This is a genomic window from Aequorivita todarodis (genome assembly GCF_028561335.1).
Lineage (GTDB): Bacteria > Bacteroidota > Bacteroidia > Flavobacteriales > Flavobacteriaceae > Aequorivita > Aequorivita todarodis.
Genome location: NZ_JAQQTG010000018.1, coordinates 21,284 through 47,006 on the forward strand (window position 1 = coordinate 21,284; position 25,723 = coordinate 47,006).

A 25,723-nucleotide genomic window follows, 5' to 3' on the forward strand; every position below is an offset into this window, starting at 1 on the left:
CGCATTTTGTATTTTCGGATTTCAAACGAATTTTAAGCTATGCCATTAGTCACTCCCCTTTCCCCAAACCACGACGCCGAAACAAAACAATTGGCCGAATTTTTCAACGAAACACTCGGCTTTTGCCCAAATAGCGTGCTTACCATGCAGCACCGTCCGGCGATCAGCAAAGCGTTTATCAATCTTAACAAGGCCGTAATGGCGAATGAGGGACGCGTTACTTCGGCCTTAAAACGGATGATCGCCTGGGTAAGCAGCAACGCCACGGGCTGCCGCTATTGCCAAGCCCACGCCATCCGCGCAGCTGAACGTTACGGGGCCGAACAGGAGCAACTCGATAATATTTGGGAATACCGAACCCATCCCGCCTTTTCGGAAGCGGAACGTGCAGCGCTCGACTTTTCTTTGGCTGCCAGCCAAGTACCAAATGCGGTTGATGAGGAAATTAAAGAAAGACTTTACAAATACTGGAACGAAGGCGAGATTGTGGAAATGCTCGGCGTAATTTCACTATTTGGCTACCTAAACCGTTGGAATGATTCCATGGGAACTTCCATTGAAGAAGGCGCTGTGGAGAGCGGTGAGCGGTATCTTGGAAAACACGGATGGAATAAAGGAAAGCATGTTTAGTTTCCGTGGTTTATGGTGGTTGTTTGAAAAAATCAAGAACTTTTTTCTTCTTGATTTTTTTAAACTTTCCGTAGCGTTGTCCAATAGAAGGCGCTGTGGAAAGCGGTGAGCAGTATCTCGGCAAGCGTGGGTGGCATAAGGGAAAGCATGGTTGATTTTTAGATTAACACTTAACACTTAACACTTAACGCTTAACCCTTAACAATTGATTCGTCAATACATTAGCCCAAAAAGGTGTAGCGGAATAATGTTCAAGGCCCCAATTTCAATATCATCCTTTAGTATAAAAGCATCCTTCACTCCATCAATCTGATGCGTGGTTTTATTTTTTCCACCTATTTCCACGGTATATTTTCGGTTTACTATAAAATCGCCTTTTTTGGCAAGGTGGATTTCATAAAGATGCTTCAATTGATTGGCAAAAAATGTTTCGCGCAGGGTGCCTTGCTCCAATTGACTTTGGGCGAGTGCATAAATTAAATTTGTATTGTTGAGGTACAATTTTTCGGGTTTGGTAAATGCGCCAATGCCTTTTGAAGGCGTGAAAAATTCGTGGATAAGCTCGGCCCGATCCAATATCTTCAGGGAATTCAACAGAAAATTTCTGGAAAACCCCAAACGTTCGCTGAGTTTTGAAACGTTGGGCGTAAACGGGGCACTCTGCGCAATGGCCACGAGCAGCTTTTTTATTTTCCGGCTTTCCTGATACGGAATGTTTTCTACCGAACTCACATCTATTTCCAACATGAGGTTGATGGTGTCCAAAAGTTTGGGATAGTAATTATCAATCCCTTCAAAACTATAGGGGTAGCAACCGTATTTCAAATATTCCTTAAATTCCGCAACGGGAAATTCCACGTGGTTTTTAAGCTCTAATGCCACTTCCTTTTGATTTTTCAGAATATATTCAAAATCGAAGGAAGGTATGTCCAGGTTGTGTTTTATGTTCAAATATTCCCGGAACGACATTTCCTTTAAAATATATTTCACCGCGCGCCGACTTAAATCGGATTCACCCTTGTTTATTTCGAGGATGGAGGAAGAGGTGAATATTACGTTCAGGGAGGGCAATTGGTCGTAAATGAGTTTTAATTCGCGCGACCAATTTGGGTATTTGTGAACTTCGTCCAAAAACAGATGTGTTCCTCCTTGCACCGCAAATTCCTCCGCGAGACCGATTAAAGTGTGGTCCATAAAATGCAGATTGTCCAGAGAGGTATAAAGCGGTTTTGTTGCTTCGGAAAGGTGATATTTTATTTGTTGCAGCAGTAGCGTGGTCTTTCCCGACCCACGCGCACCCTTTACGCCAATAAGCCGCTGCGACCAATCAATCTGCGCTAATAGATACCGCTCCTGGCGGATATTCATATCGCTCAGTATGCGTTCACTTAAAACAGCCAGCTCTTTCATATTGTTGTCGAATAAAAACAAATATATTAAAAATTGTTTTTATTGAAAAACAAAAATGTCAATAATTGTTTTTGAATAAAAACAAATTTATCAATCATTTCTTCCCCGAAACCACCACCACAATCTCCCCCTTAGGCGGCTTGTTTTCAAAGTGCTTTAAAACTTCTTCGGCAGTGCCGCGAACGGTTTCTTCGTGTAGTTTTGTGAGTTCCCGTGAAACGGAAACTTGTCTTTCGGCACCGAAATATTCCACAAACTGTGCAAGGGTTTTCAGCAGTTTGTGCGGCGACTCGTAAAAAATGATGGTTCTGGGTTCTTCGGCCAAAAGTTCGAGCCGGGTTTGCCTTCCTTTTTTCACCGGAAGGAAACCTTCAAAAACAAACCGGTCGTTCGGGAAGCCGCTATTTACAAGCGCCGGAACGAAAGCGTTGGCACCGGGCAGACAATCCACTTCAATGCCAGCTTCCACGCACGCACGGGTCAATAAAAATCCGGGGTCGCTAATGGCGGGGGTGCCGGCATCGCTAATGAGCGCAATGTTTTCACCGCCTTGAATTCGCCTTACAATGCCTTCCACCGTTTTGTGCTCGTTGTGCATGTGGTGGGAGTGCATCTGGGTGTCGATTTCAAAATGTTTCAGCAGTTTTCCACTGTTGCGAGTATCTTCGGCTAAAATCAAATCTACTTCCTTCAGCACTTCAATGGCGCGCAAGGTCATATCTTTTAAATTGCCGATGGGCGTGGGCACTAAGTAAAGTTTTCCCGACATAATTTATGGACGTACAATTTTTCCGAAGAAATAGGAAACCAATAAGAACACAATTCCCAACAGGGTTAAGGTAAGGTTTGGGTCGCCCAAGCGATAATGCGCAAAGGAGGCCAATACAAGGTCGAAGAATAGACCGGCATACGCCCATTCCATAACCCATTTCGGCTTTCGTAGCAGGATAAAAACAATTGCCAAGATTTTCGCAATGGCCATGGGCACGACCAAATAGGAAGGGTATTGATAATCCTGATAATGGCCTTGGATAACGAGCGTATCGGTTAAAAACACGAAAGCGGAATAGAGAAAAAGTGCGCTGAGCAGCCCTGTGGCGACCCAATAGATGGCTTTTTGGGCTGTCATAAAGTTGGAGTTTAGTTAAAACTTTTTTCAATTATATTCATAAACCGTTCGGAATATTCTTCTTTGTTTAGCCAGTAGTTATAATCTGGTTTTACCCTGCCTTTGATGAAACTTTTGGCCTCTTCATAATTTTCCATCGTGTTTATTTGCGAAAGCACACGGGTATAATCTTCGGCCTGCCCCTCAAAAAGGTGTTTTATGAAGGCCAAACGATCGTTCAGGCCGATGTTCAAACCTTTGTTTACAGTATCGTTCAAAGATTTCGAGCGCGATTCGGTCATCGTTTTGCTGGCCGGTGTTCCTTCAACGGATTTTGGGAAAAGCGCTGTATTTTTTCTTTCAAACTCTGGCATTTGCTGATAGTTTGAAGCAAATTCCTCCAAATCATTTTTAACGTGCTTTACCGTTGGCTTTTCCTGTGCTTCGGCAGCTTCGGGTTCGTGGCTTTTCGGTAGCATTTCATCCAGCAGTTCATCAATACGTTCGCTTTCTTCCGGCATTTGCGCCACGATGTCCTTTATTTTTTCCATCAATGGTTCAATGAGGTCTTCCTTGTGCTCTGGCTGCGGCACGGGCTCGGGCTCGGTAAACCAGTTTTCCTCCCGGAAACTTTTGGAATCCAGTGATTCTGTGAGGGGTTCTTCGGAAGGCTCCCCAATTTGATTTTCAAGATATTCAAGCACGGTCAGTTTTTCATATAACTTACCTGCCAATCCCTTTAGCGAAGCGGCATTAAACGTTTTTTCCTCTTCAATCAGTTGCTTTGCGAGCCCTGTTATTTGCTCGCGGAGTTTCTTCTTCATATCTTTTTAAATTAACCGGAATTTCTATTTTGTTTTTATAAATTTACGCATCCTTTATGTAAACGTCAACTATTTTTGTTTTCTTGTTCAAATCTACCATTTTATGGAGATTTCAAACAATCTTCAAGTTGGACAAATCGTTTGGAAATTTAATGAGTACCCAATGTTTCGCGTAAAATTAAATTATGTTTCTTGAAAATACCGTAAATCAGAAAGAACAATTTGGCTGGATTGAGGTAATCTGCGGTTCCATGTTTTCAGGAAAGACCGAAGAGCTTATCCGAAGGTTGAAACGCGCCCAGTTTGCCCGCCAAAAGGTAGAGATTTTTACCCCTTCCATAGACACGCGCTATGCCGAGGATGCGGTGACCAGCCACGACAGCAATCAAATTCGCTCCACGCCCGTGCCCGCTGCGGCAAACATTCCAATCTTGGCAGATAATTGCGATGTGGTAGGCATTGACGAAGCCCAGTTTTTTGATGACGAAATCGTAAAAGTTTGTAACGACCTCGCCAATCGCGGCGTGCGCGTGATAGTTGCAGGCTTGGATATGGATTACAAAGGCAACCCCTTTGGCCCCATGCCCGCCTTAATGGCAACGGCCGAATATGTTACCAAAGTACACGCCATCTGTACCCGAACGGGAAATCTTGCCCATTACAGCTACCGAAAAACAAAAAGTGAAGCCCTGGTTTTACTTGGCGAAACCGAAGAATATGAGCCTTTGAGCCGTGCAGCATTTTTTAAAGCACAGCTTCGGGACAAAGTAGTAAAACTGGAAGTGAAGGATGCCGAAGACCTCAGTGGACAAAAAGCTCCTGAAAAACCTGGAAAACAAGCCTAATATGCCCAAAGCCACCGAAACCTTGTTGGAGATTGACCTCAATGCGCTCGACACTAACTATAAATATCTTACTTCAAAATTAAAGCCCGAAACCAAAGTTTTGGCAGTTGTAAAGGCGTTTGGCTACGGAAGTGACTCCGTTGTAATTGCCAAGGAACTTGCCGCTTTGGGCACTGATTATTTTGCCGTGGCCTATGCCAATGAGGGCGAAACGCTACGGAATGCTTCCATTGAAACCCCCATTTTGGTGTTGCACCCGCTTCCGGTAAATTTTGAAATCATTGTGGACCGTTGTTTGGAACCCAGTATCTATTCCCGAAAAATGCTGGAGGAATTTATCGTTTTCGCGGAAGGGAAAAAGCAGAAGGAGTATCCAATTCACCTAAAATTCAATACGGGCTTGAACCGCTTGGGTTTCGTGGAAAAGGATTTGGATTTTATCGTGGAAACACTTTCAAAAACCCAAAGTGTGAAGGTAAAATCGGCCTTTTCGCATCTTGCGGCAAGTGAAGATTTAAAGCTGAAGGAATTTACAACAGGGCAGATTGAGGATTTCAGAAAAATTTCAGAAGAACTTATCGCAAAATTGGAATATAAACCTTTGTTGCATTGCGCAAACACTTCGGGCATCATCAACTATCCCCAAGCCCATTTTGACATGGTACGCACGGGAATAGGTCTTTATGGCTATGGCAATGACCCGGCGGAAAACAAACATTTAAAACCCGTAGGCACGCTGAAAACGGTTATTTCACAAATACATACCGTGCAAAAGGATGAAAGCATAGGCTACAACCGTGGCTTTGTTGCGGGGAAAACTACACGTTCGGCAACGCTTCCCATTGGTCATGCGGACGGAATTCCGCGTTCCTACGGAAAAGGCAAGGGATGGGTGACGATAAAGGGGAAAAAAGCCCATATTCTCGGCAATGTTTGTATGGATATGATAATGGTAGATGTTACCGATATTGACTGCCACGAGGGGGATGAGGCCATTGTCTTTGGGCCCTCTTCAACCGCCGAGGAATTATCGGCCGCCATAAACTCTATTTCCTATGAATTGATTACTGCAGTTTCCCAAAGGGTAAAAAGGGTTATTTGCAGAAAATAGCAGTGTGGTTTTATGGAAAAAAGGTTTCCATTTTCGAGATAATGCTATGTTACTTGCCTTTTTATTTAAATCGTTCGTTCCAAAAAAACAGTTTGCTTCACATTAAAGTACGAAGGGTGTTTTGTGCGGTAATCTCTAAAATGTGTTTATCCTTTATCAATATTCCCATAACTTGAATGCCTTGATATGCACTAAATATTAAATGCCCATATTCCACTGCGGTTTGCCTTTCATTAATCAATCCCCTCTTTTGCCCCTCTTTTATTACGTTTTCAAAAAAATTGAGCTGATGCTCCTGCGATTGCAAAAGCAACTGTTTTACCGCCTTGTTTTGGGTTGCCATTTCTGATAGACAATTGATTTCAAAAGGCCCTTTATCATCATTACTTTCAACGATTTGGGTGATAATTTCATTAAAAATAAACTGTAACGCTTCGCGTGGGTTTCCGGCTTTCATCAATATTTTTTGCAAGACTGCAAACCGTTGCTTTTGATGAAAACGGAGCGCTGCTTGGTACAGGTCCATCTTACTTCCAAATGAATTATAGATACTGCTCCGGTTTAGCTCGGTAGTATCTACCAAGTCCTGCATGGAAGTGCCATGATACCCTTTTTTATAAAAGCAGCTTATGGCTTGGGCAAGTACTTTTTCTTTGGTAAAAGTGGTCGTCTTGGGCATAATGGAAAATTTAATTTTATAAATATAGTGAAATGATTGTTTCATTAAAAATTGTGATGCTATTTTGCAACCATCTAAATGTTTGCGAGTTGGCAATTATTTTTTTTAGTATCTTCGTTTTTATTAACTGCTAAAAACCAATCAACATGTTAAAAGAATTCAGGGATTTTATAATGACCGGCAATGTGGTGGACCTTGCCGTTGCTGTAATATTGGCAGGCGCCGTGGGGCTTGTTGTTACAGGATTCACCAATGATATGATTATGCCGCTCGTAGGTCATTTTACGGGTGGAATTGATTTTGCCGACATGAAATATGTGCTTGACCCAGCTGTTGTTGGCGCTGACGGCACAGTAACCAAGCCCGAAAATGCAATAATGTGGGGAAAATGGATCAATACCCTCATCAACCTGCTTATTGTTGGTTTTGTTTTGTTCGTGATAGTTAAAGCATACGGAAAAGTCCGCAAGAAGGAGGAAGCCGCTCCCGCACCGGATCCAGGTCCATCTGAAGTGGATTTGTTGAAAGAAATCCGCGACGAACTAAGAAAAAAGTAATTTACGCCCACCGCTACATTACATATTCTAACCTTAAACCCTCTTCAAAATGGAGAGGGTTCTTTTTTTGCTTTTTATTCGGAAATATTCGCATAGCAAAGCCTAATTTTGCCACAATCACTTCGTGTCCTTTGTGAAAAACTTTGCGACCTTTGTGGTTAGTTTTCACAAATCGCAAATCAACAAATCCCGAAATATGAAATTAGCTTTGGTCGGTGCCACCGGAATGGTTGGCGAAGTAATGTTAAAAGTGTTGCACGAACGCAATTTCCCCATTGACGAACTGCTTTTGGTAGCTTCTGAAAAATCTGTGGGAAAGGAAATTTCCTTTAAAGGAAAAAACCATAAAGTAATCGGTTTAGAGGAAGCCGTTGCCGCAAAACCGAACATCGCCATTTTTTCTGCCGGCGGAAGCACTTCTTTGGAATGGGCGCCCAAATTTGCAGCGGTTGGCACGACGGTAATCGATAATTCCTCGGCATGGCGCATGGAACCCGATAAAAAACTCATCGTTCCCGAAATCAATGCCCATTTGTTGACCAAAACCGATAAAATAATAGCCAATCCTAATTGCTCCACCATCCAACTGGTGATGGCTTTGGCACCGCTCCACAAAAAATATAAGATGAAAAGGGTCGTGGTTTCTACCTATCAGTCTGTTTCCGGCACTGGTCTGAAAGCAGTAAAACAAATGGAGAATGAAATGGCCGGAATAAAAGGCGAGATGGCCTATCCCTACCCGATCCACAAAAATGCACTTCCACATTGCGATGTTTTTGAGCCTAATGGCTATACCAAAGAGGAAATGAAACTGGCGCGCGAGCCACAAAAAATATTGGACGACCGTACTTTTTCAGTAACAGCGACGGCTGTTCGCATTCCTACCGCCGGAGGCCACAGTGAAGCCGTGAATGTTCAGTTTGAAAAGGACTTTGAATTGGGGGACATCCGTAAAATTCTGCACCAAACTTTAGGCATCACCCTTCAGGACAACCCAGATACCAACACCTATCCCATGCCAATGTACGCCCACGGCAAAGATGAAGTTTTCGTAGGTCGCATCCGTCGCGATGAAACGCAACCCAATACCCTGAACATGTGGATCGTGAGCGATAACCTTCGGAAAGGTGCTGCAACCAATGCCGTTCAAATTGCAGAATATTTGGTAGCTAACGAATTGGTATAGGTTTTTAAGATAATCCATAAAGAGAATTTTAAAATTTTGTTAAAAAAATGCACTTTTTTTAAAGGTGCGTTTTTTATTTTTCAGTATCTTTAAGGATTAACCCTTAAACTTTAAAGCCTATGAATTCAACTTTTACTAAAATCCTAAGAATCATTTTAGGCTTGGGATTACTCTTTTTTGGAATGAGCAAGTTGGTTAACTTCAACTTTATGCCAACGCATATCTATACGGGAGATGCCGCTATCTTCATTGATTCGCTCAGTAATACCGGCTATATTCTAAAAGTAATTGGAACTTTTGAAGTCCTGATAGGCCTGCTCTTGGTTTTTAACAAATGGGTGTCATTCGCTTTAATTTTGTTAGCGCCCATTTCTGTGAATATATTTCTCTTCCATTTATTTATGGACACCCCCGGCCTTGTTTTGGCCTTGGTGGTTATCGTGCTGAATGCTATTTTAATTTACAAGCATTGGAAGGTTTACAGACCATTATTTTTATGAAACCGAACGGTTTTGTTACAACAAAGGCTTCCTAAATGGAGGCCTTTGTGATTTTCAGAAGATATTCATTTCACTTAAAAGCAGTACATTTACATTTCGAAAAAAAATAAGAGCTTATGAAATTTTCAATCGTTCCCGCAATTTTAATCCTTGCCATCGTTGGCTGCAAAGAAGAACCCAAAAAAGAAGTAATCTCCGTGACTTATCCGCAGACAAAAAAAGTAGATACCGTGGACACCTATTTTGGTGTTGAAGTGAAAGACCCATACCGTTGGTTGGAAGACGACCGTAGCGAAGAAACCGCAGCGTGGGTAAAGGCTGAAAACAAAGTAACTTTTGATTATTTAAACAGAATACCTTTCCGGGAAGCGCTAAAAAACCGTCTTTCCGAAATTTGGAACTATGAAAAAGTTGGCCCCCCTTTCCACGAAGGAAACTTTACCTATTTCTATAAAAATGACGGCCTGCAAAACCAATATGTGCTGTACCGGTACAAAACAGAAGAAGATCCATCAACAGCCGAAGTATTTATAGATCCCAACACTTTCAAGGAAGACGGAACAATCTCTTTGGGCGAAACCAGTTTCTCCAAGGACGGCAGTAAATTGGCATACAGCATTTCCGAAGGCGGAAGCGACTGGCGCAAAGTGCTGATAATGAATACCGAAACGAAGGAATTGATAGGCGATACCTTAAAGGACATCAAATTCAGCGGACTTTCGTGGAAAGCGGAAGATGGATTTTACTATTCCAGTTACGACAAACCAGAAGGCAGCCAACTTTCGGCCAAAACCGATCAGCACAAAGTGTATTATCACAAATTGGGAACTCCGCAACGTGACGACAAAGTGATTTTTGGCGCCACCCCGGAGCAGAAACATCGGTATATAAACGCTTCCGTTACTGAAGACAACCATTATTTAATAATCCGCGCAAGTACTTCCACGACAGGAAATAAGCTTTTTATAAAGGATTTGACCAAGCCAGACTCGAAATTTGTCACCATTTTAAATGATACCGATTCAGATACCTATATTTTAGAAAATGTAGGATCCAAACTCTATATAGTTACCAACAGAAACGCGCCGAACCGAAAAATTGTGACGGTAGATGCCGCAAACCCAACCCCGGAGCATTGGAAGGATTTTCTTCCCGAAACCGAAAATGTGCTTTCGGCCAGTACCGGTGGCGGAAATATTTTTGCCAATTATATGGTCGATGCGGTTTCAAAAGTAATGCAGTATGATTACGACGGAAAGTTGATCCGCGAAATAAAGCTTCCTGGCGTGGGTTCCGCAGGAGGTTTCGGAACAAAAAAGGAAGAAAAGGTGCTTTATTATTCGTTTACAAATTACATAACGCCGGGAAGCATTTACAAATATGACATTGCAAGCGGCAGTTCAGAATTATACATAAAACCCGAAATAGATTTCAACCCAGAAAACTACGAAAGCCACCAAGTTTTCTATACTTCAAAAGACGGGACAAAAATCCCGATGATTATCACCCACAAAAAAGGGTTGAAAATGGACGGCAAAAATCCCACGATGCTTTATGGTTACGGTGGGTTTAATATTAGCCTGACCCCAAGTTTTAGTATTACCAACGCAGTATGGATGGAGCAGGGCGGCATTTATGCAGTGCCAAATTTGCGCGGGGGAGGCGAATATGGCGAAAAATGGCACAACGCCGGAACGAAAATGAAGAAGCAAAACGTATTTGACGATTTTATCGCTGCCGCGGAATATTTAATCAAAAACAACTATACTTCCAGCGATTATCTCGCCATTCGCGGAGGTTCCAACGGAGGTTTGTTGGTGGGTGCCACAATGACGCAACGGCCCGATTTGATGAAAGTTGCACTTCCCGCCGTTGGGGTTTTGGATATGCTTCGTTACCACACCTTTACCGCGGGGGCAGGTTGGGCGTACGACTACGGAACAGCAGAGGACAGCAAGGAAATGTTTGAATATTTAAAAGGGTATTCGCCATTGCACAATGTGAAGGAAGGCGTGGAATATCCAGCAACGCTGATCACAACGGGCGACCACGATGATAGGGTGGTGCCTGCGCACAGTTTCAAATTTGCAGCGGAACTTCAAGCAAAACAAACCGGAAACAATCCTATTTTAATACGGATTGAAACCGATGCCGGTCACGGCGCCGGAACGCCCGTAAGCAAGACCATTGCACAATATGCCGATATTTTTGGGTTTACCCTTTTCAATATGGGGTTTGAGGAATTGCCGGAAAAGAATACTAAGTAAATTCCCGTTTACTCCGTTGAATCTTCGATTTTCCTCCTTCGTCGGAATGACAAGTTCAGCTTTCTTTTGTCATTCCGACGAAGGAGGAATCCCATAGGAGTGCGCTTTCTGGCTATTGGATAAAAGTTGACGGCCCCAGCGGGATGCGATTAATTACGTTGAAATTTTCGATTTCCTCCTTCTTCGGAAGGATAAAATGATCGTAATTTCAAAAAATCAATCCAACTTTTCGGTTAGTTTCTTAAATATCTTTTTGGGATCCTTATTCTCGTAAAGAATTTCGTAAACACTGTCAATTATTGGGGTTTTGGCTTTTTTCTTTCCCTTTTGCTGGTTTAGATGGTAGGCGCTTTTGGTAGCGTAATACCCTTCCGCAATCATGCTCATTTCCAGTTGGGCGCTTTTAACGGTGTAGCCTTTCCCAATCATTGTTCCGAACAATCTATTTCGGCTAAAAACCGAATAGCCCGTAACCAATAAATCTCCCAAATAAGCAGAATCGTTGATGTCGCGCTTCATTTTGTGAACCTTTTTCACATACTTTTTCATCTCGCGGATGGCGTTGCTCATCAGCACGCTTTGAAAATTATCCCCGTAGCCAAGTCCGTGCGCAATTCCTGCGGCCACGGCGTAAATATTTTTGAGCATTGCGGCATATTCAGTTCCCAAAACGTCGTCGCTAATGGTACATTTAATATAATCGCTGCTTAAAACATCTGCAATCAGTTTTGCCTTTTCAGCATCTGCGCTGGCGATGGTTAGATAGGAAAGCCTTTCCAAAGCAACTTCCTCTGCGTGGCAGGGCCCGGAGATAACGCCGATGTTGTTGAAAGGAACTTTGTAATGTGTGTTGAAATGGTCGCCGACAATCAAACTGGTTTCGGGAACAATTCCTTTAATGGCTGAAAAAACAATTTTGTCTTCCAAGGAAACCGTCAATTTTTCAAGTTCTTGATGAAGGAAGGCCGAAGGAATTACGAAAATAAGGCAGTCCGCATTCGAGACGGTTTCATTTATATCGTTGCTGAGTTTGAGCTGCTTCAAATTGAATTCCACCGAACTCAAATAATTGGGATTGTGCCCCTGTTTTTTAATAAAATCCACGGAAGATTTGCTGCGCATATACCAACCCACTTCGTCAAGGTTTTCGCAAAGCATCTTTACGATTGCCGTGGCCCAGCTTCCGCCGCCAAAGACTGCAAATTTTGGTTTTTCAGACATTGGTTTGATTTCTTATTTCAAAAGTACATAATTCTTACCTTACCGTACCGAAACATTTAACAGTAGCTTAAGAATGGCCGTACAATGTTTCCCTATAGCTATGCGTTATTGGGTTTGATTATTGAAATTGATTTTAGCTTCAAAAAAGGTTTCAATGATTTTGGTTGGTTATTTAGTTGAGGCCGCTCCCCAAGTGTTAGTTTGGTGGGGCGGTTTTCATTCCTGCGAATGCAGGAATCTTATGAATATAATTAGCTTTACCTATAAAAATTCATCTCATCCAAATACTTCCAAACTTCCGCCGAAAGCATCGGGCGAATATTTTTCCCAGCTTTTATGCCCTTGCGAATAAATGTTGAAGAAAGCTCAATAATAGGTGCATCAACTATTTTAATTTGCGGGAGTTTTTCCCCCCTTGAGGAGGGCAGGGGGGTGTTTCCCTGCCTGCCGGCAGGCACGGCTTCGGAAATTCTCGGATAAACGTAAATTGAATACCGCGCTAAGATAACTTCATAATTTTTCCACTTGTGAAGACTTTTCAAATTGTCTTCGCCCATGATCAAACAGAAATGATTTTTTGGGTACTTCTCTTCCAAATGCGCCAAGGTATTTACCGTATAATTGGGCTGTGGCAGGTCAAACTCCACATTACTGGCCTGCAGCTTTGGGTAGTCTTCCACGGCAATCCGCACCATCGCTAACCGATGATGGTCTTCCAAAAGCGTTTTTTTCTTTTTATGCGGATTGTGTGGCGTAACCACAAACCAGACCTCATCCAAATCGCTGAACTCCACCATGTGGTTGGCAATGATCAAATGCCCCACGTGAATGGGGTTGAAAGTGCCGAAGTAGAGTCCTGTTTTTTTTGCCATTTTTATCTGTAGAGACGCACGGCCGTGCGTCTGTACGGGATTATTTTTATGATTTTATAAAATTTTCCACCAAATCATGCGCTTCCTTTAAAGCGGTTTCCAAATCGTGGTTTTTTATGATTTTATCGAATTGCGGCGCGGTCGCCAATTCCACCGAAGCTTTTGCAATGCGCATATTGATGCGTTCGTCGCTCTCGGTCTTGCGTTTTTTAAGACGAATTTTCAGCTCGTCGATGCTCGGCGGTTTTACGAAAACTGCCAGTGTTTTTTCGGGATATTTCTTTTTAATCCGAAGTCCGCCAACCACGTCAATATCAAAAATCACGTTTTTTCCGTGGCTCCAAATGCGTTCCACTTCACTTTTCAGCGTGCCGTAAAAATTATCGCGATACACTTCTTCCCACTCCAAAAAATCGCCGTTTTTAATGTGCTGCTTAAATTCCTTCAACGAGATGAAATAATAATTCTCGCCGTGCTTTTCATCGCCACGGGGCTCGCGCGAAGTACACGAAACCGAAAATTCCAAGTTGAGGTCTTCCTGTTTCAGCAAATGCTGAACGATGGTTGTTTTTCCACTTCCCGATGGTGCCGAAAACACAATCAATTTCCCTCCTTTTTTTGAATCCATTTTTTAAAAATTTGACTTAAGACTGAAGGAAATAAGACGTAGTACGGCCATTCTTTAATGGAAAACCATCTACCACCTACTACCCACAACCCACTACCCTCTATAAAACGTTTAGCGCTTGTTCCTTAATTTTTTCAAGCTCGTCCTTCATTTGCACCACCACTTGCTGCATAGGCGCATAATTTGCCTTGCTGCCAATGGTGTTGATTTCACGACCAATTTCCTGTGTAATGAAACCCAATTTTTTTCCGTTGGAATCGTGCGATTTTAAGGATTCCTCAAAATATTCCAAATGGTTTTTAAGGCGAACTTTTTCCTCGGTGATGTCGTATTTTTCAAGGTAATATATTAATTCCTGCTCAAAGCGGTTTTCGTCCACTTTTTCCTTTAAATCCGCAACCGCCTTGCGCAATCTTTCCTTTACGCCGTCAATTCTTTCGGGATCCAAGGCAATCACTTCTTCCAACAATTTTGAAATAGTTTTGGAACGCTCCAAAAAGTCGTTTTCCAAAACCAAACCTTCATCGGTCCTGTATTCGTTTATGGCTTCCAGCGCTTTGTCAATTCCTTTTAAAATAGCTTTATATTCCTTCTCGTCAATTTCCTCGCGTTCGGTTTTCAAGGCATCGGGCATGCGCACTGCCATTTTTAAAAGTTCCACGGGGTCGCCGTTTACCACGTTTGCCAATTGCTTTATATATTTCTTTACAACGCCTTCATTCAGCTGCGTGGTTACCTCCTCGCCCGTCACTTCAATATAAAGTGAAAAGTCCACTTTTCCGCGTTGCAATGATTTTGCGAGCAGATCGCGGATTTCAAGCTCCTTTTCACGGTAAGCCGAAGGCACGCGCGTGTTGAGGTCGAGCCCTTTGCTGTTTAAAGATTTGATTTCGATGGTAATGGTTTTGGAAGTCAACTGAACAACTTCTTTGCCGTAGCCCGTCATGGATTGGATCATATTCCTGTTTTAATGAAGGGCAAAGGTAATAAAATTAGGTGGTAGGTTGTGGGTCTGAGGTGTGAGGGTTTTCAAACCCAATTATTCATTCAAGAATTGCATGGTGCGTTTTTCACTATAATACAATTTATTGGTTTGGTGAAAACCTACGTGTCCGCCGTATTTTGGCGTTTCGAGAAAAAGGTTTTTCTTTTTTGAAGCCAAATCTTTGGGGTAACATTCTGCAGAAAGGAAGCTGTCGTTTTCGGCATTTAAAACAAGTACCGGAATTTGAATTTTCGGAAGAAATTGCAGGCTGCTGTTCTTTTCGTAATAATCAAACGCATCCTTAAAGCCGTGGGCCGGGGCGGTATAAACGTTGTCGAATTCCAACAGCGAAGTGATCTTTTTGTAATCGGAAACCGTCATTTTTTCGGGAAAATCCTTCATTTTCGTTTTGTACTTTTTCCGAAGGTTTATCAAAAAGGAGTTGCGGTAAACCCAGTTTGAAAAAGCATTCAAAGATTCCAAAGAACCTTTTAAACTCAATGGCGTGGAAATGGCAACGGCTTTTTTTATTTCCTTGGGAAATGATTCGCGCTCGCCCAAATATTTCAAAAGCAGATTTCCGCCCAAACTGAAACCTACGAGCGCTATTTCATTGTACTTGTCCTTTTTCAGAATAAAATTCAGTACCGCTTCCAGATCGTCCGTCTTCCCTGCGTTGTACGATTGATACGAAAGATTTGCCTCCCCGCTGCAACCACGAAAATTTACGGCCGCTACGTCCCACCCGTTTTGGTTCAGGATTTTTGCCTGCCCTTTCATATAGGTGCGTTGCGCGTTGCCTTCCAAACCGTGGAGCAGGATTGCAACTTTCCGTGAATTTTTTTCGGAAAAGGACCAATCAACATCCATAAAATCGCCATCGGGCAATTGCAGACGTTCGCGTTGTTGGATCAATTTTGGCGACGGACGGAGCTTCGCGGAATAAATTGTAGCGAAGTGTGCATTTTTAAAAGGAAAATTTGGTTTGTAATTGCTTTTTACGAGCGGCATTTCTTTAGAAAAGTTTTAACAGAAACTAAACATATTTACTATGCTTGCATAACAAAGTTACTTTAAATTTGTATAAAAATTGGAAACGATGTACACAAAACAATTTGAAATACGCTGGAGCGACGTGGATGCCAACCGCCACCTGCGCAACAGTGCCTATATTGACTACATGAGCCACACCCGAATGAGCTTTATGCTGGAGAACGGCATGGACCAGCGGCATTTGGCGGAATACAATTTGGGTCCCGTGGCATTTTATGAGCACGTGTATTATTTCCGTGAGTTTTTTCCCGGAAAGCCTGTTACGGTTTCATTGCAGTTGAAAGGCCTTTCGGAAGATGGGATGTATTTTGAATTTCTCCACAACTTTTATGATGAAAACGGGAAAAACTATGCCCGCTGCGAAATGATGGGGGCGTGGATTGATCTTACGGAAAGAAAGCTGGTAGGCCTTCCGAAGAAATTTTACGAAATATTCAATGCCTTGGAAAGGACGGACGATTTCAGGATTCTCACAAAGGAAAACACCCGAAAGTACAGCCAGCGGCCTAAGGATTTATAACTGAAACAATCTTAAGGGCGTATAGCGGGGTTTTTCGGTTTTCGGGTTGAAAGAAAAACGCCCATAAAAATTAAACAAGCCGCCCCAATTCTGATTGCATTTAAGGTATCTGCCCCAGCCAAAATCGCAAAAATTGTTGCCACTACCGGTTGAAGGTAAATAAAAACCCCTACTGTTGATGGGCTTAGCTGTTTTAATGCAAAAATATTAAACAGATAGGTTAAAAATGTAGTGGCAACAACCACGAATATTATTTGTCCTATTTCTGAAAAGCCTAATTGCGCCCATTCCACCTGCAACACTTCGGAAAACCCGAAAGGCAGGTTGATACAGAAGGCGATGAGGAAGAAAAATTTCAATAGCGTGATCGCCTTGTATTTGGCGACCAGGGGTTTCACCAAGATCAGATAAAAGGAATAGGAAATGGCGTTCAGCACAAACAACAGATTCCCCAAAGGTATATTGGGTGCGTTGGTCTGGGTCTTTTCCTGAAAGAGAATGAGCACCAAGGCGCCGGAAAGCCCAAAAATAATCCCCAAGGTTTTGATCCAGGTAATGCGTTCCCGCAAAATGACCGCGGTGAGAAGTAAAAGCAAAACAGGAGTGATGGTCATAGACACCGCACTATTTATAGGGGTAGAAAGACTTAACCCTTTAAAAAACATCAACATATTGAGTACCATTCCAAAAACGGCGCAGGCTAAAATGCGCCACCAGTCCCGGGGGGCTATTTTTTCCGATTTTGTAAACAAGCTTAATATCCAAAAAAGAATAGCGGCCCCGCCCACGCGTAAAACAATAAACCCAAAGGGCTGGATTACGTGCGGCATCAGGCCTTTGGCCACGGTGTGGTTAATGCCATAAATGGTCTCGGTTGCTGTTGCCGCAAGTATGGCAATTAAACGTTTGTCCATCAATGGGGGTGAATGGATTTTTTGGCGGCGGCAACGGTTTTTGGGCTGCTGCCAATAAAAATTTTGTCGTTATTTACGATTACTGGGCGTTTCAAAAACGTGTAGTGTTCCAAAATGAGCCTTTTATAATCCTCCTCCAAAAGCGCTTCATCCTTTAAATTTCGTTCTTGGTAAAGTTTTGCCCTTCGGCTGAAAAGATCTTCATAGCTATCCGTAAGATTAAAAAGTTCGTCCAGTTCTTTTTCGGTAATACCCTGTACTTTTATGTCCTGTTTTATGAATGACGAAGGAATTTTTATTTCATCCATTACCCGTTTGCAGGTATCACAACTTGATAGATAATATACTTTTTGCATAGTCCAAAATTAATCAATACTGAGGAAAGGCTCCGCCTCTTTCATCGCTATTTTCAGCTCAATCGGGCCGTCGGCATAACTCGCAATATCGTATTGGTTGTACACGAATATTAAGCTATCCTGCGTAAAACCAACACTTTCCGGCAGATAGAATCTATCGTTTTCAAACCAAAATCCGTTGTCATTTATGGATTGGTCTTTTGCTATTTTTTGTTGTGCGCGAAACTTCTTCTCTGCGAAAGCGGTAAATTCCGTACTGTTTTTGAAAAGTTCTTTTGAAGTAAGTTCTTCCCCAGTTTTTGGGTCAATATTCAAAAATGAAGTGGTGCCATAGCCATGGGCGCCGCCGGTGAAGAGGTATTGGCGCATTTCAAAGCACAGATGCGCTTTGGAAGTGTAGATTTCATTTACCGAGATTTCCGCAAAATATTCCCCGGCCATATCGGGAAATTGCGCTTTGTCCGCATTGTAGGCCTCAATAAATCCGGTTGCCGCTTCCTGTATGGTCTTAGCGGTGGGAATGCAGTCTTCACCCATTAAAAGCGATGCGAAAATGAAGTTTTTAATCTTCTTGTTTATTTTTTCGGAAACTTTGGCATCGCCAAAAACTTCCACATAATTGATGGTAACTTCGGGACATTTGCTGTTTTTGCAGATGGGAAGCTCCTTTTCGGTAAAACTTTCCGAGGAAATCTCAATATTTTTTTCTTGGTCGCAGCCCATGGTTATGAGCGCAATCAATGCCACGACCGTAATTTTGTTATTCATACGTTAAAAGGAATAGATGGTTAGCTATCACAAACGAAACTCTTACATTTGCATTTCAAAAGTAATAACTTTAAAATCAGCTATTGTGAAAGTTATATTAAATAGTTGATCCCGGCCCCAAAGGGTGCCAAAAATTGAGCATCAAGCTCCCTATGGGGCGGGGGTCAATAGCTAACCCCAACCCTAAAGGGTGCCCATTGGGCAAAAGCTTGTTGGCTTTAATGACAAAGGCTCCCTTTAGGGCGGGGGGTAAATACAGCTAACCCCAACCCTAAAGGGTGCCCATTGGGCAAAAGCTTGTTGGCTTTAATGACAAAGGCTCCCTTTAGGGCGGGGGGCAAAAAAATTATAATTTTAAACATTCTTATGAAATTCAACACAAAAACAATACACGGCGGGCAGCACAACGTAGATCCCGCTTATGGTTCGGTAATGCCTCCAATTTATCAAACTTCAACCTATTCGCAAACCACTCCGGGCGGCCATAAAGGTTTTGAATATTCGCGAAGCGGAAATCCGACGCGTGCGGCTTTGGAACGCGCTTTTGCGAGCATTGAAAGCGGCGAGTTCGGACTTGCCTTCGGAAGTGGTCTCGCAGCAATTGATGCGGTAATGAAACTTTTGAAACCCGGCGATGAGGTAATTTCAACCAACGACCTTTACGGAGGAACCTATCGTTTGTTTACCAAGATTTTTGAAGGCTTTGGAATCAAATTCCATTTTATTGGAATGGAAAATGCCGATAAAATTGAGGCGTACGTGAACGACAAAACCAAGCTCATTTGGGTAGAAACGCCAACCAACCCAATGATGAACGTTATCGATATTAAAAAAGCGGCTTCCATTGCGAAAAAGCACAGCATTTTGCTGGCGGTTGACAATACCTTTGCCACACCCTATTTGCAACAACCGTTGGAAATGGGCGCCGATATTGTGATGCACAGCGCCACAAAATATCTGGGCGGACACAGCGACGTAGTTATGGGAGCGTTGGTCGTAAAGGACAAAGACCTTGCAGAAAAGCTTTATTTCATACAAAACGCAAGTGGTGCCGTTTGTGGGCCCCAAGACAGTTTCCTTGTTTTGCGGGGCTTGAAAACTCTTCACATCCGTATGCAGCGCCATTGCGAAAACGGAAAGGCCGTTGCGGAATATTTGGCAAAACATCCAAAAATTGAAAAGGTATATTGGCCGGGTTTTGAAAGCCATCCGAACCACGCGATTGCAAAGGAGCAAATGAAGGATTTTGGCGGAATGATTTCCTTCGTAACCAAAGGGAACAATTATGAAGAAGCCATCAAAATAGTTGAAAACCTAAAAATATTCACCTTGGCAGAAAGCTTGGGCGGGGTTGAAAGCCTTGCGGGGCATCCTGCGAGTATGACCCACGCCAGCATCCCGAAGGAGGAGCGTGAAAAGACCGGAGTTGTGGATTCGCTGATCCGCCTTTCCGTGGGAATAGAGGATGCCGATGATTTGATTGCAGATTTGAAACAGGCCATCGGATAATTCAACCATTTCATTGAATAAAAAAAAGGGTCGGATTTATGGAAATCCGACCCTTTTTTATGTGAAATAAATTCTTTAATCTATATAATAGATATACCCAATATTCAACCAATAAATCCACTCGTTGGCCTTGTTTTCGGGAACGGGTGTTGTTCCGTTGTTTTCAAGACTTGGGTTTAGGCCATCCAAATAATCGGTAAAATAATATTCCCAGCGGCTGTCCAACATCAAATCGCTCAATGGGGATAGCTTGTAGCGAATGCCAACGCTACCGACCATGGCCCAAGTGGAAGCAGAGCCCTGTTGAAAGGAATTAAAATATTTGTCTGGTGTAGATATAGGCGTGTTTAAAGGACCCAATGAAGATTCAACCTCAGAATTGTAACTTACCCAATGCACCCCAAAACTAATAAAAGGGGCAATTTTATAGGCACCTGCAGCATAATCGCGGATGCTCAGCGGGAAATACTCAAGTTGCGAACCGATTTCAAAAACAGAAGTAGAGCCACTCATAGCGCGAAGTTGATCCGCAAACAACGAAGTTTGGTCTGGTTCCACCCAACGTCCAAAATGCTCCAGATTGGTTTTGTGGTAATCTATTTCGTTGCGGATCTTAAAGTGGTCGTTGAAATATTTATCACGGGTATAGCAATTACAATCTGCGCGATAGGAAAAATTGAGATAATGGATAAGGCCAACCCCAAAACCCACGTTTTTAGCATTGGTTTCAAAATTATTCCGCTGTCCAAAATCTGAATAGAAAACTACGGGCCCGGTAATTAAACCCACTTCGTGAGAAAAGCCAAGCTGACTGTAAACTTCTTGCTTTGCGAATGCCAACAAGAAAAATACCAATAGCAAAATTCTGGTATTCATTATAAAAATGGGTTTAGATTGAGACACAACAAATATATAAAAACATGTTTAACAGCGAAATTTAATAATACTATTTAGCTTATTTGTAAAAATTTGCACACTGTTTTTATCATAACGCTTATATTTGTGCCTTCCTTATGCAATTGGTCATTTTAATAGGTATTTTTTAGAATCTTCCATAAAAAGCATTCAAAAAATACATTATAACAAACAGACACTAAGGAGATTCGCTAAAAGTAAAATAAAATTATAACCAATGAAGCAAAGTATAAAGGATTTCATTTCTGAAGTCGAAAAACTCAATCCCAATGAACCTGAATTTCTACAGGCGGTAACCGAGGTTGCCGAAACAGTAATCCCATTTATTGAAAAAAATGAAAAATATGCCAACAAAAAACTGTTGGAGCGTATGGTAGAGCCCGAGCGCACCATACTTTTTAGAGTTCCTTGGACGGATGACAAAGGTGAAATTCACGTAAACAAAGGCTACAGAGTTCAATTCAACTCGGCCATTGGGCCCTACAAGGGAGGCTTGCGTTTCCACCCTTCCGTAAACCTTAGTATATTGAAATTTTTAGGATTTGAGCAAACGTTTAAAAACAGCTTGACTACCCTTCCAATGGGAGGTGGTAAAGGGGGTTCCAACTTTGACCCAAAAGGAAAGAGCGACAACGAAGTGATGCGTTTCTGCCAAAGTTTTATGACGGAACTTTCAAAACATATTGGTCCGGATACCGACGTGCCCGCGGGAGATATTGGAGTTGGAGGCCGTGAAATTGGCTTTATGTTTGGCCAGTACAAACGCATTCGCAACGAATTTACGGGAGTGTTGACCGGAAAGGGACGCTCCTACGGCGGATCGCTTATCCGCCCTGAGGCAACAGGCTACGGAAACGTGTATTTCGCAAAAAACATGCTTGCAACCCGAGGCGAAAGCTTCAAAGGAAAAACAGTCGTTATTTCTGGTTCCGGAAACGTTGCGCAATATGCTGCCGAAAAGGCAATGGAGTTTGGTGGAAAAGTGGTTACATTCTCTGATTCTTCAGGGTATATTTATGATTCCGAAGGCATCGATGCAGAGAAACTTGCATTCGTAATGGATTTGAAAAACGAAAGGCGTGGCCGGATTTCAGAATACACAAAAATATATACCGGTGCAATATACGTTGAGGGAAAACGTCCTTGGGAAGTGAAATGCGATATTGCCCTTCCTTGTGCCACACAAAACGAGCTGAATGGCGAAGAAGCCCAAATACTTTTAAATAATGGTTGTATTTGCGTAGGCGAAGGCGCCAATATGCCCTGCACGCCAGAAGCTATTGAGGCATTTCAAAAAGCGAAGATTTTGTTCTCCCCCGGCAAAGCTTCCAATGCTGGCGGAGTTGCGACCTCAGGCTTGGAGATGTCGCAAAATTCCTTGCGTTTAAGCTGGACCGCCGCAGAGGTTGATGAAAAACTTCACAGTATTATGAACGACATTCACGCGGCTTGCGTACAATACGGAAGAGAAGGTGACGGTTATGTGGACTACGTAAAAGGAGCAAATATTGCAGGCTTTGTAAAAGTGGCTGATGCAATGCTTGCCCAAGGCGTAGTATAGAACGTAGTATAGTACTTTCAATAAAGATTGTCGTAAGACTTTTTGACGTAAGACATAAGACCAAAGAATCTGTTTTTTTTAAAGAATTTTATATTTTTTTTAAACGCATAGAAGCAACAGTCCTATGTCTTACGTCTTTTTGTCTTGCGTCATTTTTCGTTCACATCCCGCAATAAATAGTATTTTAGCGTGTTAATAAACAAAACCAGTTATATATGAGGCGGTGGATCATTGCTTTTCTTCTACTAATTCCGTTTCTGGCAAGCGCCCAGAATTTCGAGGACCGTTGGACGGGCTATTTCTCCTATGTTTCTGTAAAAGACATTTCCCAAGGTGATAATAAAATTTTTGTGGGCGCTGAAAATGCTGTGTTTACTTATGATCTTTCCACGCAGCAGATCAAAACCTTATCTACCGTTAATGGGCTTTCGGGCGAATTCATTACTACAGTTCATTACAGTGAAGCTTTTAAATTGTTGATTATTGGTTATGAAAATGGGCTGATGGAGATTGTGAAGGACGGCGAAGAAAACATCTTGAAAGTGGTTGATATTTTGGAAAAACAAACCATTCCACCAGATAGAAAACGCATCAACAATTTCAACGAATACAATAACAAGCTTTATATTTCAACAAAATACGGCATCTCGGTCTATGATCTTTCGGCCTTGGAGTTTGGCGATACCTATTTTATAGGTGATGGCGGAAGCCAGATAGATATTGTGCAGACCACTGTGCAGGAACCCTACATTTTTGCGGCCAGTGCCAACAACGGTATGCGAAGGGCCATGGTGGCAGATGATAATTTGATTGATTACCAAAACTGGACAACCATTATGGGCGGAGGGTACAGGGCGATGGAAAAGTTGGGCAATGAGCTTTATGCCTCCAATAGATCAAATACGATTTTACGTTTTACACCGCAGGGTAATACAACGGTGGTTCGAACTTTCAATTCACAAGTACAAAAATTCAGACTTGCGGCTAATCTATTGACTATTACCACAAAAAATTCAATCCACGCCTATTCTGAAGGCTTTGTAGAACAATCTTCGGTAACGAATGTTTCAGGTTTTCAGCTCGATCTTCTTTCAGGGTATAGCTTCGGAAATAATTTCTATCTGGGGACTTTGGAAGATGGGCTGTTGATTGTTCCTTTTGGCAGCACACAACCCACACAAATACTTCCGAACGGTCCCATAAAAAACAGTCCTTTTGCGCTGGATGCTTCGCCCGGTCAACTTTGGGTAAGCTTTGGGGAAGTAGATAGTGACTTTAACCCTTATCCGCTGTCCCGTTATGGTATTAGCCACCTAAAAGACACCCTCTGGAACAATATTCACTACGAGGATTTAAGTGCAGCAGTGGGCGGCGAGCCAACAGATTTGGTAAAAGTGACCACTAATCCCCAAGAACCCAATGAAGTTTTTATGAGTTCGTTCCAAAAAGGACTCCTTAAAATTGTGGAAGAAACGCCCACTATTCTTTACGACGAAACCAATAGTCCATTAGAAAGGGTAACGCTCACATTGCCAAATGGAAATCCCGCCGATGCCGGCATACGAATCTATGGGTCCCAATTTGACGGACAGGGCAACCTGTGGTTTGTGCAGAGCAAGCTGGACGAAGGCCTTATTAAATTAACGCCGGGCGGACAGTTTCAAAAGGTTGATATTTCAAACATAATAACTCCTGTAAGTGAGTTGGCATTGACCAAATTGGCCATAAGTCGTGAAGGCAGTATCTTTTTCGGAACCTATAGCAACGGCGTAGTAGGGTATAACCCTCGGACAGATTCTTTCAATAGGCTCGGAAAAGGAGCGGGAGCTGGAAATTTGCCTTCCAGCGTGGTTAGGGCACTGGCTTTTGATGCCCAAAACAAACTTTGGATTGGTACCCTCCGCGGACTTCGCGTACTTTATAGCCCCGGCAGTTTTTTTGAGCAAGGTGAAACACCCGAATCAAGATCCATTATTATAGTTGAAAACGGGGTGCCCCAAGAACTTTTGTATGAACAATCCATCACAGATATTGAAGTGGATGGCTCCAATAATGTATGGATAGCCACGGCAACTTCTGGAGTATTTTATTTGACCAACAATGGGCAGGAAACCCTGCTTCGCTTCACAAAAGACAACTCGCCATTGCCAACGAACAACGTACAGGATATATCCATTGACCCTTTCACGGGGGTTGTGTATTTCGCCACTACGCAAGGTCTTGTAGCTTACAGAGGAACCGCCACCGCACCCGGCGATAATCTTGACAATGTGCATGCGTTCCCCAACCCCGTTCGTCCCGGTTTTCATGGAAACGTAACTATAGATGGACTTACGGCTCGGGCAAACGTAAAGATAACCGACATTAACGGAAGCCTTGTTTTTGAGGAAACTTCACAAGGAGGAAGCGTTTTGTGGGATACCACAGCTTTTGGGAAATACAAAGTTAGATCGGGCGTTTATTTAGTGCTCGTTACCACAGATGATAATTTGGAAACCAAAGTCTCCAAAATAATGATTATCCGCTAATGGTTGTCGCTACCAGAGCCATTGTTTTTTCCGCCCTAAAATATTCCGAAGCAGATTTAATTGTATGTTGTTACACAGCGGTTTCAGGAATAAAAAGTTACTTATTGCGCGGCATTCTTAAATCTAAAAAAGGAAAAGTGAAAGCATCCTACTTTCAGCCGCTCACCCAACTGGAACTTATTGCAGAGCACAAAAATAAAGGAACACTTGAGTATATAAAGGAAGCAAAAGTTTGCTATCCCTTCCAAACCCTGCATACGGATATCGTAAAAACCGGCTTGGTCATGTTTTTATCCGAAATGCTGAAAAACTGCATCCGCGAAGAAGAGGCCAATGAGGAGCTTTATGGTTTTTTGGAACACGCTTTTCAGTGGCTTGACCAAACTGATGAAGTTGCCAATTTTCATATTTTCTTCTTGTTGCAATTAAGTATGCACTTGGGGTTTTATCCCGATGCTTCAAACATTGACGAAGCATATTTCAACATTGTGGAAGGCAATTTTCAGGCCTTAAGCACAAGCAACTATTGTTTGGAAGGTCCGCAGATAGAAAATTTTAAAAAGTTCTTCACCGTAAATATAGAAACATTACACACTGTAAAACTTTCCAAAAAAGCCCGTCAAAACCTATTGGAACTCATCTTGGCCTATTACAGTTTTCACGTGCAAGGCTATCAAAAGCCAAAATCGTTGGCGGTGCTGATGCAGTTGTTTTCATAAAAATCCTTCATTTAATATAAAATTGCACTAACGTAATGTTAAGGCAATAAACCGTTT

At 42.5% G+C, this 25,723-nt stretch carries 26 protein-coding genes; 12 read left to right on the plus strand and 14 right to left on the minus strand.

The features are described 5' to 3' along the window. Positions 1–39: 39 nt before the first annotated feature. Positions 40–630, plus strand: coding sequence for a carboxymuconolactone decarboxylase family protein (locus POV26_RS07645; protein WP_272855882.1), 591 nt, complete (start codon positions 40–42; stop codon positions 628–630). 213 nt (positions 631–843) lie between these two features. Here POV26_RS07645 and POV26_RS07650 read toward each other — a convergent pair whose 3' ends face one another. The 4 genes from POV26_RS07650 to POV26_RS07665 all read right to left on the minus strand — a co-directional run bounded on the left by POV26_RS07650 (position 844) and on the right by POV26_RS07665 (position 3,972). After that, positions 844–2,040 carry an ATP-binding protein gene (locus tag POV26_RS07650; RefSeq protein ID WP_272855883.1) on the minus strand — a complete coding sequence of 399 codons (1,197 nt, stop codon included), beginning with the start codon at positions 2,038–2,040 and terminating at the stop codon, positions 844–846. 94 nt (positions 2,041–2,134) lie between these two features. Next, entirely contained in the window at positions 2,135–2,809 is a 675-nt protein-coding gene (gene rsmI / locus POV26_RS07655; protein ID WP_272855884.1) for a 16S rRNA (cytidine(1402)-2'-O)-methyltransferase, read from the minus strand. A 3-nt stretch (positions 2,810–2,812) separates the two neighbouring features. Then, the gene (locus tag POV26_RS07660; RefSeq protein ID WP_272855885.1) at positions 2,813–3,169 is read right to left on the minus strand and encodes a DoxX family protein; all 357 of its coding nucleotides are present in this window, start codon (positions 3,167–3,169) and stop codon (positions 2,813–2,815) included. A gap of 11 nt (positions 3,170–3,180) precedes the next feature. Beyond that, positions 3,181–3,972, minus strand: a complete 792-nt coding sequence (locus tag POV26_RS07665) for a hypothetical protein (RefSeq protein ID WP_272855886.1) — start codon at positions 3,970–3,972, stop codon at positions 3,181–3,183. Between the two features lie 185 nt (positions 3,973–4,157). Between POV26_RS07665 and POV26_RS07670 the strand changes: the two genes are divergently transcribed. Together POV26_RS07670 and alr are read left to right on the plus strand one after the other, a co-directional pair. Further along, positions 4,158–4,817, plus strand: coding sequence for a thymidine kinase (locus POV26_RS07670; RefSeq protein ID WP_272855887.1), 660 nt, complete (start codon positions 4,158–4,160; stop codon positions 4,815–4,817). A gap of 1 nt (position 4,818) precedes the next feature. Beyond that, on the plus strand, positions 4,819–5,928 hold the full coding sequence (alr, locus tag POV26_RS07675) for an alanine racemase (RefSeq protein WP_272855978.1): 1,110 nt from the start codon (positions 4,819–4,821) through the stop codon (positions 5,926–5,928). A gap of 97 nt (positions 5,929–6,025) precedes the next feature. Here the strand turns inward: alr and POV26_RS07680 are convergent, their stop codons facing one another. Continuing rightward, complete coding sequence (locus POV26_RS07680) at positions 6,026–6,607, minus strand: TetR/AcrR family transcriptional regulator (RefSeq protein ID WP_272855888.1); 582 nt, start codon at positions 6,605–6,607, stop codon at positions 6,026–6,028. A 146-nt stretch (positions 6,608–6,753) separates the two neighbouring features. On the opposite strand from POV26_RS07680, the gene mscL reads away from it, so the two are divergent. The 4 genes from mscL to POV26_RS07700 all read left to right on the plus strand — a co-directional run bounded on the left by mscL (position 6,754) and on the right by POV26_RS07700 (position 11,117). Further along, on the plus strand, positions 6,754–7,164 hold the full coding sequence (gene mscL / locus POV26_RS07685) for a large conductance mechanosensitive channel protein MscL (protein ID WP_272855889.1): 411 nt from the start codon (positions 6,754–6,756) through the stop codon (positions 7,162–7,164). Positions 7,165–7,360: 196 nt separating this feature from the next. Next, on the plus strand, positions 7,361–8,350 hold the full coding sequence (locus POV26_RS07690; RefSeq protein ID WP_272855890.1) for an aspartate-semialdehyde dehydrogenase: 990 nt from the start codon (positions 7,361–7,363) through the stop codon (positions 8,348–8,350). A 119-nt stretch (positions 8,351–8,469) separates the two neighbouring features. Continuing rightward, entirely contained in the window at positions 8,470–8,850 is a 381-nt protein-coding gene (locus tag POV26_RS07695) for a DoxX protein (RefSeq protein WP_272855891.1), read from the plus strand. A 116-nt stretch (positions 8,851–8,966) separates the two neighbouring features. Beyond that, on the plus strand, positions 8,967–11,117 hold the full coding sequence (locus POV26_RS07700) for a prolyl oligopeptidase family serine peptidase (RefSeq protein WP_272855892.1): 2,151 nt from the start codon (positions 8,967–8,969) through the stop codon (positions 11,115–11,117). A gap of 216 nt (positions 11,118–11,333) precedes the next feature. Here POV26_RS07700 and POV26_RS07705 read toward each other — a convergent pair whose 3' ends face one another. The 5 genes from POV26_RS07705 to POV26_RS07725 form a co-directional block, all read right to left on the minus strand. Next, positions 11,334–12,338, minus strand: coding sequence for an NAD(P)H-dependent glycerol-3-phosphate dehydrogenase (locus POV26_RS07705; protein ID WP_272855893.1), 1,005 nt, complete (start codon positions 12,336–12,338; stop codon positions 11,334–11,336). Between the two features lie 257 nt (positions 12,339–12,595). Next, a complete protein-coding gene (gene nadD, locus POV26_RS07710; RefSeq protein ID WP_272855894.1) occupies positions 12,596–13,210 on the minus strand; it encodes a nicotinate (nicotinamide) nucleotide adenylyltransferase in 615 nt (204 codons plus the stop codon). Between the two features lie 46 nt (positions 13,211–13,256). Then, positions 13,257–13,838, minus strand: a complete 582-nt coding sequence (gmk, locus tag POV26_RS07715; RefSeq protein ID WP_272855895.1) for a guanylate kinase — start codon at positions 13,836–13,838, stop codon at positions 13,257–13,259. Between the two features lie 100 nt (positions 13,839–13,938). Further along, positions 13,939–14,796, minus strand: coding sequence for a YicC/YloC family endoribonuclease (locus POV26_RS07720; protein WP_272855896.1), 858 nt, complete (start codon positions 14,794–14,796; stop codon positions 13,939–13,941). An 81-nt stretch (positions 14,797–14,877) separates the two neighbouring features. Continuing rightward, on the minus strand, positions 14,878–15,834 hold the full coding sequence (locus POV26_RS07725) for a YheT family hydrolase (RefSeq protein ID WP_272855897.1): 957 nt from the start codon (positions 15,832–15,834) through the stop codon (positions 14,878–14,880). An 88-nt stretch (positions 15,835–15,922) separates the two neighbouring features. Here POV26_RS07725 and POV26_RS07730 point away from each other — a divergent pair, with 88 nt between their 5' ends. Continuing rightward, complete coding sequence (locus POV26_RS07730; RefSeq protein ID WP_272855898.1) at positions 15,923–16,396, plus strand: acyl-CoA thioesterase; 474 nt, start codon at positions 15,923–15,925, stop codon at positions 16,394–16,396. An 11-nt stretch (positions 16,397–16,407) separates the two neighbouring features. Here the strand turns inward: POV26_RS07730 and POV26_RS07735 are convergent, their stop codons facing one another. The 3 genes from POV26_RS07735 to POV26_RS07745 are packed head-to-tail and all read right to left on the minus strand — an operon-like array spanning position 16,408 to position 18,434. Further along, positions 16,408–17,310 carry a DMT family transporter gene (locus POV26_RS07735; RefSeq protein ID WP_272855899.1) on the minus strand — a complete coding sequence of 301 codons (903 nt, stop codon included), beginning with the start codon at positions 17,308–17,310 and terminating at the stop codon, positions 16,408–16,410. Continuing rightward, positions 17,310–17,666, minus strand: coding sequence for an arsenate reductase family protein (locus POV26_RS07740; RefSeq protein ID WP_272855900.1), 357 nt, complete (start codon positions 17,664–17,666; stop codon positions 17,310–17,312). The genes POV26_RS07735 and POV26_RS07740 overlap by 1 nt, the downstream gene beginning before the upstream one ends. A 9-nt stretch (positions 17,667–17,675) precedes the next feature. Then, entirely contained in the window at positions 17,676–18,434 is a 759-nt protein-coding gene (locus POV26_RS07745) for a DUF3298 and DUF4163 domain-containing protein (RefSeq protein WP_272855901.1), read from the minus strand. Positions 18,435–18,800: 366 nt separating this feature from the next. On the opposite strand from POV26_RS07745, the gene POV26_RS07750 reads away from it, so the two are divergent. Beyond that, positions 18,801–19,943: a cystathionine gamma-synthase gene (locus tag POV26_RS07750; protein WP_272855902.1), complete on the plus strand. Its 1,143-nt coding sequence runs from the start codon at positions 18,801–18,803 to the stop codon at positions 19,941–19,943. 75 nt (positions 19,944–20,018) lie between these two features. Here POV26_RS07750 and POV26_RS07755 read toward each other — a convergent pair whose 3' ends face one another. Continuing rightward, positions 20,019–20,819 carry a THC0290_0291 family protein gene (locus POV26_RS07755; RefSeq protein WP_272855903.1) on the minus strand — a complete coding sequence of 267 codons (801 nt, stop codon included), beginning with the start codon at positions 20,817–20,819 and terminating at the stop codon, positions 20,019–20,021. 256 nt (positions 20,820–21,075) lie between these two features. Between POV26_RS07755 and gdhA the strand changes: the two genes are divergently transcribed. The 3 genes from gdhA to recO all read left to right on the plus strand — a co-directional run bounded on the left by gdhA (position 21,076) and on the right by recO (position 25,666). Next, positions 21,076–22,419, plus strand: a complete 1,344-nt coding sequence (gene gdhA, locus POV26_RS07760; RefSeq protein ID WP_272855904.1) for an NADP-specific glutamate dehydrogenase — start codon at positions 21,076–21,078, stop codon at positions 22,417–22,419. A 215-nt stretch (positions 22,420–22,634) separates the two neighbouring features. Beyond that, positions 22,635–24,947, plus strand: coding sequence for a type IX secretion system anionic LPS delivery protein PorZ (gene porZ, locus POV26_RS07765; protein WP_272855905.1), 2,313 nt, complete (start codon positions 22,635–22,637; stop codon positions 24,945–24,947). Beyond that, on the plus strand, positions 24,947–25,666 hold the full coding sequence (gene recO / locus POV26_RS07770; protein ID WP_272855906.1) for a DNA repair protein RecO: 720 nt from the start codon (positions 24,947–24,949) through the stop codon (positions 25,664–25,666). The genes porZ and recO overlap by 1 nt, the downstream gene beginning before the upstream one ends. The last annotated feature ends 57 nt before the right edge of the window (positions 25,667–25,723 follow it).

Coding starts and splice junctions, on each gene's coding strand:
- POV26_RS07645 (WP_272855882.1), top strand. CDS start 40: ATGCCATTAGTCACTCCCCTTTCCCCAAACCACGACGCCGAAACAAAA.
- POV26_RS07650 (WP_272855883.1), bottom strand. CDS start 2,040: ATGAAAGAGCTGGCTGTTTTAAGTGAACGCATACTGAGCGATATGAAT.
- rsmI (WP_272855884.1), bottom strand. CDS start 2,809: ATGTCGGGAAAACTTTACTTAGTGCCCACGCCCATCGGCAATTTAAAA.
- POV26_RS07660 (WP_272855885.1), bottom strand. CDS start 3,169: ATGACAGCCCAAAAAGCCATCTATTGGGTCGCCACAGGGCTGCTCAGC.
- POV26_RS07665 (WP_272855886.1), bottom strand. CDS start 3,972: ATGAAGAAGAAACTCCGCGAGCAAATAACAGGGCTCGCAAAGCAACTG.
- POV26_RS07670 (WP_272855887.1), top strand. CDS start 4,158: ATGTTTCTTGAAAATACCGTAAATCAGAAAGAACAATTTGGCTGGATT.
- alr (WP_272855978.1), top strand. CDS start 4,819: ATGCCCAAAGCCACCGAAACCTTGTTGGAGATTGACCTCAATGCGCTC.
- POV26_RS07680 (WP_272855888.1), bottom strand. CDS start 6,607: ATGCCCAAGACGACCACTTTTACCAAAGAAAAAGTACTTGCCCAAGCC.
- mscL (WP_272855889.1), top strand. CDS start 6,754: ATGTTAAAAGAATTCAGGGATTTTATAATGACCGGCAATGTGGTGGAC.
- POV26_RS07690 (WP_272855890.1), top strand. CDS start 7,361: ATGAAATTAGCTTTGGTCGGTGCCACCGGAATGGTTGGCGAAGTAATG.
- POV26_RS07695 (WP_272855891.1), top strand. CDS start 8,470: ATGAATTCAACTTTTACTAAAATCCTAAGAATCATTTTAGGCTTGGGA.
- POV26_RS07700 (WP_272855892.1), top strand. CDS start 8,967: ATGAAATTTTCAATCGTTCCCGCAATTTTAATCCTTGCCATCGTTGGC.
- POV26_RS07705 (WP_272855893.1), bottom strand. CDS start 12,338: ATGTCTGAAAAACCAAAATTTGCAGTCTTTGGCGGCGGAAGCTGGGCC.
- nadD (WP_272855894.1), bottom strand. CDS start 13,210: ATGGCAAAAAAAACAGGACTCTACTTCGGCACTTTCAACCCCATTCAC.
- gmk (WP_272855895.1), bottom strand. CDS start 13,838: ATGGATTCAAAAAAAGGAGGGAAATTGATTGTGTTTTCGGCACCATCG.
- POV26_RS07720 (WP_272855896.1), bottom strand. CDS start 14,796: ATGATCCAATCCATGACGGGCTACGGCAAAGAAGTTGTTCAGTTGACT.
- POV26_RS07725 (WP_272855897.1), bottom strand. CDS start 15,834: ATGCCGCTCGTAAAAAGCAATTACAAACCAAATTTTCCTTTTAAAAAT.
- POV26_RS07730 (WP_272855898.1), top strand. CDS start 15,923: ATGTACACAAAACAATTTGAAATACGCTGGAGCGACGTGGATGCCAAC.
- POV26_RS07735 (WP_272855899.1), bottom strand. CDS start 17,310: ATGGACAAACGTTTAATTGCCATACTTGCGGCAACAGCAACCGAGACC.
- POV26_RS07740 (WP_272855900.1), bottom strand. CDS start 17,666: ATGCAAAAAGTATATTATCTATCAAGTTGTGATACCTGCAAACGGGTA.
- POV26_RS07745 (WP_272855901.1), bottom strand. CDS start 18,434: ATGAATAACAAAATTACGGTCGTGGCATTGATTGCGCTCATAACCATG.
- POV26_RS07750 (WP_272855902.1), top strand. CDS start 18,801: ATGAAATTCAACACAAAAACAATACACGGCGGGCAGCACAACGTAGAT.
- POV26_RS07755 (WP_272855903.1), bottom strand. CDS start 20,819: ATGAATACCAGAATTTTGCTATTGGTATTTTTCTTGTTGGCATTCGCA.
- gdhA (WP_272855904.1), top strand. CDS start 21,076: ATGAAGCAAAGTATAAAGGATTTCATTTCTGAAGTCGAAAAACTCAAT.
- porZ (WP_272855905.1), top strand. CDS start 22,635: ATGAGGCGGTGGATCATTGCTTTTCTTCTACTAATTCCGTTTCTGGCA.
- recO (WP_272855906.1), top strand. CDS start 24,947: ATGGTTGTCGCTACCAGAGCCATTGTTTTTTCCGCCCTAAAATATTCC.